Source organism: Legionella sp. PATHC032 (genome assembly GCF_026191185.1).
Lineage (GTDB): Bacteria > Pseudomonadota > Gammaproteobacteria > Legionellales > Legionellaceae > Legionella.
On the sequence record NZ_JAPHOV010000001.1, the window covers coordinates 2,115,343 to 2,127,900 of the forward strand.

Sequence of the window (12,558 nt, forward strand, 5' to 3'; positions counted from 1 at the left end):
CATAAAAAACCCGTATTAGATTATGTTAATACGGGTTTTTTTCATCTCCCCTTGTTTAATTAAATTATTTATCTTCAACCAGGCTTGCTTATTCTGCCCGTTGTTAAATTCTTTTCCACTCTGGAGATGATAGTTTATAATGAAACAATCTTTCACGTATCATTTATGAAATAAAGACATGTCTGATGTTCGTGGCAAACCTGATGCAAACCAGATTCCAGATGACATCTGGCTTGACATTCTTATCAATTATCTTCAACCACAAGATGTTGTGAGCCTGTCTGAAGTCAACAATCGCTTGAGCAGACTTTTCAAAACTCAACACACTCAATCTGAGCAATTGAACCGAAAAAAAACATTGGGAATTCTGAAAGTATTTGCAGGATACAGTTCCACTTTCCTGTTTGCACGCCTCAATGGTAAGCAAAGATTATTTAAAACCAGAAATTGGAGTGTCATGGATAGCGATAACATAAACCCAATCTTAATGCCCATCTCTCTGCCAGAGAACATCTCTTTTATTGAATCCATTCAATCAACGTACAAACACACCGTGGTTGTTGGTCGTGATAAACATGATCAGATTATAGTGGCAATAAATAAAATCAATCAGGATTATGCAAAACAAGAAACCAGTCACAACCAACTGATTCCCCTTCCATTACGCGACAATAACATTTCTCTGGTATCTGCAGGGAATGAAGAGAGCTATATTTTTAACTCTGTTTTTATTTTGTCCCGCAATACAACAGGGCAATTGTGTCTTGAATCGCACAAAATAAATGGCAATGACCGATTGGAAACAGTGATTGTGGAAAGGAACTACCAATCACCCATATCATTGCCTTGCACCATGAAAACAGTAAAACAAATACATTCAGGAATATGGCATACTGTGATTAAAGGCTATGATCAATACAATAGGCCGCAAATTGCCACTTTTGGAAAAAATTACGATGGGCAATTAGGCACAGGCGATTGGGAAAACAGAGATACACCTACCCTGATAAAGCTTCCTCCTGAAATATTTACACTTCATGTAATTGAAACCGGCTTTTTTCACACCATTGCCATTGGACTTGATAAAAATGGATTCCCTATCGTTGCAAGCTGCGGTTATAACTCTGATGGCCAGTTGGGAAGTGGGGATAAAGAAAATAAAAACACATTAACCCCCATCAAACTTCCAGAAAATATGAAATCAGTAGAAATGGTTGCCGCCGGAGCCAAACATACCGTCATTGCTGGAAAAGACATAAATAACAAACCTATGGTTGCCACATGCGGTTATAATAATTATGGACAACTGGGTACAGGCGATGGACAAAACCGAGTCTGCTTGACTCCCATTTCAATTCCCAAGGACCTAATTACAATTGATTATGTTGAAGCAGGTACATTTTATACCGTCATTTGTGGGCGGAACATGAAAAATCAGCCGATTATTGCTTTATGTGGATGTAATTCAGACGGTGAACTGGGACTTCCCCCACAAAAAATCGCAAAAAAATTATCCCTGATGACCAATCCAGCCCTGTTCTTTCCACCGCGATCAGACAAGAACGTTATAAATAATTTAATGAAAAGTAGTAAATTCTCGCCATGTCATTTGCTATGAGGTTTAATTTATTTCTACAGAGAAAAATGAATGTTCAAAAGCCCGTTATTTCTGCTTTGTTTTTTGTTATTTCTCTGTGAGAATAAAACCAATCATCCACTGACTTACGATTATTTACACGATTGTTTCTGGACAAAGTTAATTAATCGCCACCATACTTAATGAATTCAATTTGTAAACATGGAATGTATCATGACGACTCCAAAAAAAATTCTTATGATTGTAGGAGACTTTAACGAAGATTTGGAAGTTTATTTTCCCTATCAAGCAATGCTCATGAACAATTACCCCATTGATAGTATTTCCCCCGGCAAAAATAAAGGGGATTTTATTCAGACCGCTGTACACGATTTGGATAAACCAAATCTTCAATCTTACACCGAGAAATTAGGACACCTATTCCCCATTACAGCGGATTTTTCCAAAATCACTTTAAAAGATTATTTTGCTTTAATCATTCCAGGTGGAAGAGCTGCAGAATATCAACGTTTAAATAAAGATATTTTAGCTATAATCAGGCATTTTCATGACACAAACAAACCCATTGCCTGCATTTGTCACGGCATACAAATTCTTGCGGAAGCTGGAATACTTGAAGATAAAAAATGTACGACCGTCGGTTTTTGTGAACCGGATGTTCGAAAAGCAGGAGGACATTTTATCGACACAGGAATGGATGGTGTTGTGGTAGATGGTAAATTAGTTACCGGAGCCACATGGCTGGGAAATGCCCCCTGGATGAGAGCATTTCTTCATATCTTGCAAAATGAGGGTTAATCATCTTTACAGAGTAATTAACCAGTGGCAATCAGATTAAGTCAAAACCAATTTACTATTTATATAAAAATTATATTCTTAAACCATGATTGTTATCGTATCCCGCTGCAATGGTTGTTTGTAAATCAATTGCAGCCACTTTTTTATAGAATTGCCCGGTTTCTGGTTGCCTTTGATTAAAAAAAGTATGCCGATTAAGTTTATTAGACAGTTTTGCGATTTTTATCATAGATTCTAACGCACTTTCAGCCGTTAACTCTCCTTGCTTATATTTTTTATAATCATCAAATATCATAGCAGCGCCATTAGGTATATTAATAACCTTGCCATTTTCCAGCTGGCGTGTATTTCCACCTAATAGGCCTAATTTTCCATCCAGCTGAATCACATCCTGAATAATCTCATCAATTAAATCATGAGCAGTTTTTATCTTCTCGTCAAATGAGTTTTCTGACACTAATTGGGCAGAATTCTTTTCTTGAGTGCCTTCCTCTACAACAGTGTTCTGCAAGATAACTTCTTGTTCTTTAACAGTAGACTCATGCGCTTCAACTTCTGTTTCCGCTCCAGAGGCTCTTGTTAAACCTAACTCAGCTACTCTTGGTTTTAATGATTTAAGTTGAGTGGAACATCGTTTAATTTGTGCTCTTAACGTGTCATTTGAAGTAACTCTTTGCCAAAGCTCCTGGGCAATCTCCTCAACACCAGGCCATTTGTTTTTGCATTGCCATTCATTTTGTCTGGGCTCAAGATCCATCAAGGCCCTTCCAATTTGCTTTAATTCTTGAGCCGTTGGATTTACAGGGTCAGAAACCTGGCTTAATACTTTATGAAATTTTCTGAGGGGATCTGAGAGTTCTGAAAGTTTAATAGCCCCTTTAATAACTGGTAATGTCACAGGATTTAATTTTTTATCCTCATCAACATAATATAGAGCCCATTCCCCAGTTTTGTCCCTGGGTCTAATCAACAAATAGGAATCCGGTTTTAACTCAGAGGGTGTTTCTGCCGCAATACACCAGCTGTTTTGTTTTACTTTTAATTCATTGGCATAATGATCCAAATTAAATAAACCAGTCTTTTGAATATCAAAGGCTATCAGTTGGACTGCATTTTCAAGTCTTTCTTGAAAACTCATGTTTTCTATCCCCGGCCTTTTGATACTGGGAACCCAACTGGCGTCATTTTTATTGTTCTGTGGTACATAAAAATAGTCTGGCGCCTCCACACTCCCATCGATTAAATACCTTTGATCTTGTAATTCCCAATGAACCGCACTAAGTTCACTTTTGTCATTCAAAATTCCCATTTTTTTTAACTGATGAAACAAAAATCCTGGGCCAGTTACACCTAATGTTTTAACAACTCTCTCCCCTTTTGTTTCCTTCATTGATGCATATTCATGAGTGAGCTCAAAAGAATCTCTCGCAATATAAGATTGCTCAATCGCATCTGCTAATTGCTGGATTATTTGATTTCCTTTGCTACCTAAAATGATGTCATTGCAAAGGGCATTATTTGCTCCCTGAGACCAGGGAGACAATAAAAAGCCAAAAGGCGCGTGAATTTCATCAGGGAAAGGCGTGGAACATAAGATATCTGAATCCAGATAAATCCCTCCCTCTGCAGCCAAGATGTTTAATCGCAACATATCACTCGCCATCCCATAATTAGGAGATTCCTGATCGAGTTCATGACGTATGCTATCCCGGCAGACACCCTCCTCATTAATGTCTTTTACCGTGATGCCTTTGGATTTCATGTCTTTAATAAACAGCTCAAGTTCTTTGGCAGGAGCGATTTTTTTATCTACCCAAACAATCGTTTCATAGCCTGGGTTCTTTTCAGCCCATTCAGAGACAACTTCGATATTTTTTTGAGGCATGATGTGACCAACCCATATAAAATGGATTTTTTTGTCAATTTGAGCTTCTTGACCAGCCTGTAATAAATTTTCTGTCTTCATATCAATTCTCCAACCCGGATATGAATACATTTTATACAGATTGATATTAAGCCCAGATGAGCATCATGAGAATAAAACTCATAGTACATGCCCGTTAAGAATAGCCAGAACCAAACGAAAGCGATTAAGAAATAAAGAATAACTATAAACCGATTTTGCTGATCCTAACCCATGAGCGTCGATGGATTTCCGTAACAATTATCAATATAATTTTCCAGTAAATTTGTGGCTTTAATTTGATAGGAACGCTGCCCAAACCACCAAGGATTGAATCATGAAAACCTTAATGACCCGCATTTTCTCCCTCATAATATTATTTGCATCGCCTTTTCATCCTATTGTTTTTGCTCACACCAATAATGCAAAAAATCAAGGTTTATCGGCTTCGATTAACAATAATACGGACAGTAACACCTCCAATAACACTTATGTCACACCTCAAGCCTTTTGGGATTTATATTTTGATTTCACTGGAGATGAAACTCCTGGATATCCCAAAGGTAAAATCAATATTTCCCAAACCTTATTCCAGTCAGAAATGAAAAAAAACAGCAGCTTAGCGCAACAAAATGAAGGCCAATTAATCCTGTTCATCAATTCCACACTGTATATTTATAATAGTGACCGTCAGCTTGAGCTAAAGCAATTGATGCGTACTGCACCAAATTCAGGATTCACTGAGATGACTGCGATATCACATATTGGTCCAGCCCTGATGTATCTGGCAAAAATTAAAGAAAATGGCGATAAAAGCTGGAAATCACAAATGGAAAATTTACTTAAAGATATCCAGTCTGTAAGAGCAATCAATACGCTAACACCTAATAACTGGCTGGAGCAAATCAATGCGCCAGCCTGGAAGCCTCATCTCACTACAATCCATAATATGATTGATTATGCCTGTTCTATGGCAGGCAATTACATGAGTGATGTATTGAACGAAAAACTATCGTTTGATATGTCCTCTTTACAAAATGACTTTCTTAACGGCAATAAAACGTACCCTATCCCTTATAATAACGTCATGATCGGCACTTTTATGTTAACCGCTTTGCAAAGCATGGATCAGCTCCAGAGTAAAATAAGCCAATTAAAAATAGATTGGCCTCATGCCAAGGTAATTATTCGTTTTGTCGCAGGATCTAATGTTTCAGCTGGGGTAAGCAAAGGCAGCAATTGGTTGGTCCCATTTGTTCAAGCACTATCCAATAATACATTAGCTACAGATAGAATTTATATCACGCCTTATGCCGCAGTTAAATCATCGTTAGGCACACAAGAGTTAACACAAGCAGATTACAACTATTATAATAATACGGTATGGGGAACAAGACATAACCGTACAATAATTGCCAACGAAGTATTCACTAACATTACGAGCATCTTCTTACCTGACAGACCAGCTATTCCCGGTGATTATACTTATTCCAAACAACCTAAAATCGAGGATTTTCTAATGCGCTTAAAGTTTTCATTGGCAGAACCAACTGAAATGTTGTCCAATACTGTTGGGTTTTGGATGGCTGGTGAACTTGCCGAAAAAAACTGGAATTACAATAAAATCAGCATCCCGGGTATTACAACTGGTTTCCCAGAAAGCATATCCACCTATCCGAACAATAATCCTGTAATTCAGAGATGGTAAAAAAATTACTCATAAGCGCTATATTATTGCTTATATTTCCTGTTTCAGGGCAATCCAAAACGGTACTTGTTCCCTATCAATATCTAAAAACATCGGGAGCAAGAGATATAACACCTTTCACACTCGATGGTGCGCAATACCTTGCTATACCTCAGTTGTCAAAAGATGAGTCTGATACTCCTGCTAATATCAACGGCGGCAATGCCAAAGTTGATGTACTTATTTTTAAGTGGGTTAATGGTAAGTTCCATTTATATCAAAAAATCCAGGGGCATGGTAATGAAGGCACCGCATTTTTTAGAATAAAGGATCAAGCTTATCTCGCTACCTCCTCAATCTATTCAAAACCAAAAACTGCAAATAACAAGCATAGTTATACTAAATTATATCGTTGGAATGGGAGACGTTTTTATCCCATTCAGCAATTTTTTACTTATGCCTCCAAAGGTATTCATGCTTTTTCCATTGGAGAAAGACACTTTTTGGCATTTGCTGATGGATTGGTTTTTCCCGACAACAAAATAACAACCAATACGGACTCCATTGTTTATGAATGGAACGGTAAAAAATTTATTCCTTATCAATCATTCCCTACCAAATGGGCTTATGGATGGGACTTTTTTACTATAAACGGATCAAATTACCTGGCACTCACTGATCATGCCCAAGCATCTCGTATTTATCGTTGGGATGGAAAAAAATTTGTTTTATTTCAGAGCTTTTCAAAAACTGGTGGGCGTGCATTTTCACATTTTACTATAGATGGAAAATTTTACCTGGCTTATGCGAATCTCCTGCATCCTTCTATTATTTATCAGTGGGCAGGGAACGAATTTGTGGAATATCAACACTTGGATGGCTTGGGAGGACGAAATTTTGTCTATTTTTACAGCCACAGTAAACATTATCTGTTGCGAATCAATTTTATTACTGGTTCAAGAATGAAGCCGAAAACGAAGTTGTCATCCCAACTGTATCAATGGATAAATGGTAAATTTCAGGTGATTCAAAACATTACCACATCAGGAGGTGTTGATGCAGCCGTTTTTTCAGTTAATAACCAACGCTATCTGGGGGTTGCAAATAGTCTGAATGAACAATCTCGATTTCAAACAGACAGCATCATTTATAAAATAAAATAGCCCAAAGAAATGCACACAAAGCAATCAAATTATTCTCTTAAGGTTTGATTAATATTCTTACATTATAATTACTCAATATAACCCTTGAGTGAGGATATCAAATGAAAGATTTTGTCATTGTTGGGGCTGGGCCAATAGGCTTATATTGGGCTGCAAGACTTGCACAGATAAAAGAAAGTACGGGATTACCTATAAATATTGTAGTTATTGACCCTAGGGCAGGCAATTACAATCGAGAAAGGATAGTATCCAATGAAGCAATCAAATCGATAAGCTCCCAATTCTCAATCAGTATGCCGTCCGGCAAAGGAATCCCGAGTGAGGCCATGTATATCAGAGACTTTGAAAAATCACTATACAAATATTGCGAAAGTAAGGGTGTAACATTTAAAAAAGGGACATTTTCCGGGCTAAGTAACGATTTGGTTTCGTATAAAGATGATAAGGAAAACACCCGTACAGTCAAATGCGACATGGTCATTGATTGCTCTGGCTCTAATCGTATGGTTCTCAAAGAAACCAATCGCTTGCTGGGAAAAGAAGTATTTGAAATCAAGACATTGGGTAAAAACCCACATACCAATCATTTTTCTTGCTACATGTCATTAAGTACTGAAGAAGCAATGAAACTACGCCTCCCTGACGAAATAGATCCTTTGCTTCAGGCAAAACAATTATGCAAATTACGACAAAAATATGATTGGCCAAATTTTTCATTTCCAGTGGTCGACATACGCTCTGCAAAAAATGAAGAAGGTGGTGTTAATTATTTTATTTATTATGAAGTACCCGATAATTTGAAAGATAAAGAAAAGAGTGTACAAATTGAATTTCTTAAAGATTTACTCAAATTAAAATACGGTTTTGAAGATATTGATTTTACAATTCATTCGTTTGGACACTTCCCTGTTTGTCCCAAATATGTCGATAAACCATTTTATCTTGGTGAAGAATTACCTGTTGTTCTTGCAGGCGGTGATTGCCAAATTGAACCGGATTATCGTAAAGGGATTGGCATAGAAAGTGGAATTGAACGTGCCAATTTTCTATTTGACACCGCTCGTCTTACAAGCAAAGGGCTGGGGTTCTTATTTGATAATTACTACCAACAAGTAGCCAGATACGTAGGCTATCATGGCAACCTGATTGAACAGTTTTATCTGCAAAGAGTGGATAACATTAAAGGCTCTTCGCTTGAACAAGCAAAGAAAATTCTTTGCTCCGCTTGCGAGTCAGTAAAGGAAATCGAAGATGTTGCTGCCATTGCTAGCGAATTAAAGCTTTTAGGCAATGAGCTTTTCAAGAAACCTAATTATGAAAGTGCTTTGGAATGCTATCTTAATGCTATTCATTTGTATCAATCCTTTGAAAAAGCCTTGCCACTGACAATGGATTTTGTGACATTGCATTCCAATGCCTGCCAAACCTGCCTGAAGTTAAAAGAGCATGGACAATGCATAAAGCTGGCAAATGAAGGCATCAAGGCTTATGCGGAAATAAAAACAGAAGATAAAGACATGCTTTTCAAATTATTATTCCGAAAAGCCTCAGCCCTCGTTGAACTAAGTAATGCTTTTGATGTCAAGACACAAAGAAAGGAGCTGGATGAGGCATTGAAAGATCTGAAAGAAACATATGAGCTAATGCAGGAAAACTCAGGTGAGAATAATGCCGCTTTTGTTAAGCAGATTCAGACCAAAATTGTAACTATCGAGAAAAAACTTCCTCCTCCACAAGAGGAAATAAATAAAATCGAATTTATTTAGCTTTAAATTGGTAACATTATAAAAATGCCTGGCTTGGTCATTGATGGATAGAAATCTATCTGACAATGAACAAGCCTAATCATTTTATCGTATTCGATTAAAATGACTCTCTTCCCCAATAAATTTTCAATAAAGCTCAATGCTGCTATTCTTAATTGAAATAGGGTTGATGGAGGGAGTGAAAATGCTAAATAAGGAATATATTAAAACAACACCCTATGGATTAGGATTTTCAGAACTTTTTTTCGAAGACAACTTAAAAAAATATTTTTCTGATCTGTCATTAGAAGTATTGTCAGCAGAATACTCTCCTTCTGCCAGTGATAAAATGGCTTGGTCTGTCAAACACCCCAAACAGGGGGATCATCCCATAGGAGTACAACGTTATAAAATAATCTTTAAAAAAAACGGTAAAATACAAACCCGCCATGTCATCGTCAAATCTAAAATTAGCGATAAGCATTATCTCCAGGTTATATCCAATGCCTTTATAAAATGCGGTATTCAAACGGAAATGCCTATCCTTGACTATTTATCACAACTGGAATTTTCAAATTTAAACAGGAAAGAAATCACTATTTACAATATGCAGCATTCATTTGAAGCTTTTCAATATGCTATGCCATTGTGCTATGGATCCTATTTAGATGAACATGAAGAAATTTGTGTATTAATTTTAGAGTGCCTTGATGAAGAATGGCTATCCCTCGATCCTTTTAATACCTCGAAATGGGATCAATCAGCTATTGAAGCATTGATTGATGCAATTGCTCCGATGCACGCCGTCTGGTATAAAAAAGAGAATGCGATTGTCGAGATCAAAGGCTTCAAAAATCCGTTAAATACCGACCAAATGCAACGCTGCATACCTTATTGGAATGCCCTGGCAAAGGCGGTGAAAACATCAAACTTGCCTTTCCTTGCAAAGGAAGATTATTTATTTCATACCCATCTTATTGAAACTATACCGCAGTGGCATAACAAAATTGATGCGATGGCTAAAACATTGGTACAAAATGACTGCGTACCGAAAAATATTGCATTATGTAATCAAAATGGGACAAAGAAAGTTTTGGTTTATGATTGGGAAATTGCAACTATTCATATACCACAACGCGATATTGTTGAGTTTTTGTCTTATGTTTTACCGGAAAATTTCGATAGTAAATCATTAAGCAATTATATAGAGAGACATCGCATAAAACTTGGCGAAGCAACGCAACAGATGATTGATGCAACAGAATGGCGGCTTGGATTTCAATATGCTTTATACGATTATTTAATACAGCGTATTTTTCCACAAATACCTTTTGAAAAACTCGAAGCTCGTAACATAGCAAAAGTGTACAACAATGCCCGTCGCATGATGGCGTTACTGGACTAATTTTCTGGAGTGATTAAGGATGACTCATATACGCGTAATACTGCCTGGGTACAATACTAAAGTTTTAAACAAGGACATATTAAAACCGTTTGAAAACCCTGGCCTGGAATTAAGTGTTGATTATGCTGACCTTGCGGTTGATGCGGTACGACACGAATTTGATATTGCTTTGATAGCGCCTTATCTCATAAAAAAAGCAATGAAAGCCGAGCAAGATAAGGTCCATGCGATAGTGATTGATATGATGGCAGATGTGGCAATGCGCGCACTTCGCGAAGCAGTGACAATTCCTGTCGTCAGTCTTGCTGAAACAGCGGTGCATGTCGCAACCATGATGGGTAACAATTTTGCGATTATCAATACAACAGATGAGCTGACACCCATCCAGGAAAATTTGGTCCGTAGTTATGGATTACACGATCGGTTGGCATGTATACAAGGTGTGCAATTGGATCCGCATGACGACTATCATTCAGACAAAACGATCCACGGCTTAATCGAGCAATGTGCAGATGCTGTGATAAAAAAGCATGCTGATACACTTATTTTCGGCTCAGGACGCTTGATTGGTTATCGGGAAGTCATTCAAAAAGGTTTACAGGAAAAAGGTTTGCATATCACCATTATTGAACCACTGCCTACCGGAATTTATTTCGCAAAATTTCTGGTAGACTCCAAAATTTCCCAAAGCAAATATGTTTATCGGTCACCCGATGCTTCCACCTTAAAAACATATTCAAAAATTTTGGGGAATTAATCATCTTGATTTTATCTTGAATCTCATTAGGCCTGGTGATTACTGATAAACTTTCTTTCCATCAATATAAACAGCAACTAACTTGTTTTCGCAGGATCTGGCAATCACTCTTGCCAGACGATATTGAAGTTCATCAAGGGCTAACTCTTGTGACAAAGAAGAAAGCTCTGCCAGAGGATAGTTATTCCTGTCATCCAGGATAATTAAATCCGCCTTTTTACCTGCTTCAATGCTGCCAATTTGCTTCTCTAATCCCAGCAATTTCGCTCCGCCAAGAGTAGCATGGTATAACCAGGTTTTAGCATCAATCAAAGCTGTCTTTTTATCAAGCCTCCATAATGCTTTATTGGTAAAACTCGCTGAACGCATTTCATCAAACAGAGAAAGACTGTCCCCTCCACCGCTGTCTGATCCCAATCCAACTTCAATCCCCAATTCTTTAAAAAAAGAAACAGGTGCCATTCCCATAGCAAAGGAAAAATTACTGGAAGGACAATGACTGATTCCAACTTCCTCAGCATAGTCTGCCATGCGTTTCATCTCTTGCAGTGATAACAAAGTTCCATGCGCAAATACAGTTTTATCAGCAATACATTGTGTGGATTCAAACACATCAAAATAATCATAGGCTGTGTTAAACAAGCTTTGAATCAATTCATCAAACCCTTCATCCTTATCAAGATGAGTATGCAACAACAGCTTGTTAGCACGGGCGAATTCACCCGCTTGCTTCAACATAGTCGCAGAACAAGTCACGGCAAACCTGGGAGACACTGTGATATGTAGATTATTTTTACCATGGTAACGATCTTTTAAAAAGGTCAGATCTTTAAATGCCTGATCACAATCGACAAGCAAATTATCAGGTGCGTTTCTATCCATCAACACCAAGCCTATAAACGCTCTGATACCAAGGCGCGTCGCCACATCGCAAACTACTTCTGTTGCTTGTCGACTGCTGGTTACCATCGTATTGATAGTCGTTGTGCCAGAACCCAAACAGGCATGTACATAAAGCTCAGCGTAGCGTTGGCATCTTTGCAGGTTACTTGAGAAAGCGGTTTCTGCTGGAAAAACCAAAGTGTTTAACCAATCCATCAATGGTAAATCACCAGATCCACTAATAACGTATTGGGAAATATGGCTGTGGGTATCAATTAAACCAGGAAGGATTAAATGATCAGGATAATTTGACACCGTATAGGATATTTCTTGATTGAAATGAGCCTGCTCTCCTACTTCTATAATGCTGTCGCCATCGATCAAGACATAACCTTTCTTGATAAGAAGACTCTGCCCTGTTTGTGTAGGAGTGATAATATCTCCTAAAATCAGATGAGGAATGCTATTCAATTCATATCCTGAGATTTATTTCTTACTATCAAAAAGTATAGACAACCTCCTGGATTAACTGAAATTTGGAGTAAAAAATCCAATAGTAAAAAGAGCTCTTTTTTTCAATTTGGGCAATAAGTAGCCATTATGAAAGATGAATAATCTGAA

General features: G+C 37.5%; 9 protein-coding genes and 1 pseudogene. 8 read left to right on the plus strand and 2 right to left on the minus strand.

All coding sequences use genetic code 11. From position 1 onward, the window contains the following. Positions 1-129: 129 nt before the first annotated feature. The 3 genes and pseudogenes from OQJ02_RS09480 to OQJ02_RS09490 all read left to right on the plus strand — a co-directional run bounded on the left by OQJ02_RS09480 (position 130) and on the right by OQJ02_RS09490 (position 2,395). Positions 130-782: pseudogene (locus tag OQJ02_RS09480) on the plus strand (DNA helicase UvrB). Between the two features lie 71 nt (positions 783-853). Further along, positions 854-1,618, plus strand: a complete 765-nt coding sequence (locus tag OQJ02_RS09485; RefSeq protein ID WP_322783409.1) for a DNA helicase UvrB — start codon at positions 854-856, stop codon at positions 1,616-1,618. Between the two features lie 192 nt (positions 1,619-1,810). Beyond that, on the plus strand, positions 1,811-2,395 hold the full coding sequence (locus OQJ02_RS09490) for a DJ-1/PfpI family protein (RefSeq protein WP_265718932.1): 585 nt from the start codon (positions 1,811-1,813) through the stop codon (positions 2,393-2,395). Between the two features lie 70 nt (positions 2,396-2,465). On the opposite strand, the gene setA is transcribed toward OQJ02_RS09490, so the two are convergent. Next, positions 2,466-4,400, minus strand: a complete 1,935-nt coding sequence (setA, locus tag OQJ02_RS09495) for a Dot/Icm T4SS effector SetA (RefSeq protein ID WP_265719821.1) — start codon at positions 4,398-4,400, stop codon at positions 2,466-2,468. A gap of 235 nt (positions 4,401-4,635) precedes the next feature. Between setA and OQJ02_RS09500 the strand changes: the two genes are divergently transcribed. From OQJ02_RS09500 to OQJ02_RS09520, 5 genes are all read left to right on the plus strand, one after another. Then, a complete protein-coding gene (locus OQJ02_RS09500) occupies positions 4,636-6,006 on the plus strand; it encodes a DUF5624 domain-containing protein (RefSeq protein ID WP_265718933.1) in 1,371 nt (456 codons plus the stop codon). Continuing rightward, positions 6,000-7,148 carry a hypothetical protein gene (locus OQJ02_RS09505; protein WP_265718934.1) on the plus strand — a complete coding sequence of 383 codons (1,149 nt, stop codon included), beginning with the start codon at positions 6,000-6,002 and terminating at the stop codon, positions 7,146-7,148. The genes OQJ02_RS09500 and OQJ02_RS09505 overlap by 7 nt, the downstream gene beginning before the upstream one ends. A gap of 101 nt (positions 7,149-7,249) precedes the next feature. Then, positions 7,250-8,914: an NAD(P)/FAD-dependent oxidoreductase gene (locus tag OQJ02_RS09510; protein WP_265718935.1), complete on the plus strand. Its 1,665-nt coding sequence runs from the start codon at positions 7,250-7,252 to the stop codon at positions 8,912-8,914. 184 nt (positions 8,915-9,098) lie between these two features. Continuing rightward, positions 9,099-10,298 (plus strand): 3-hydroxy-3-methylglutaryl-CoA reductase, encoded by a 1,200-nt coding sequence (locus OQJ02_RS09515; protein ID WP_265718936.1) that lies wholly within the window; start codon positions 9,099-9,101, stop codon positions 10,296-10,298. A gap of 19 nt (positions 10,299-10,317) precedes the next feature. Next, positions 10,318-11,055 carry an aspartate/glutamate racemase family protein gene (locus tag OQJ02_RS09520; RefSeq protein ID WP_265718937.1) on the plus strand — a complete coding sequence of 246 codons (738 nt, stop codon included), beginning with the start codon at positions 10,318-10,320 and terminating at the stop codon, positions 11,053-11,055. A 39-nt stretch (positions 11,056-11,094) separates the two neighbouring features. On the opposite strand, the gene OQJ02_RS09525 is transcribed toward OQJ02_RS09520, so the two are convergent. After that, positions 11,095-12,408: an amidohydrolase family protein gene (locus tag OQJ02_RS09525; protein ID WP_265718938.1), complete on the minus strand. Its 1,314-nt coding sequence runs from the start codon at positions 12,406-12,408 to the stop codon at positions 11,095-11,097. Positions 12,409-12,558 lie beyond the last annotated feature (150 nt).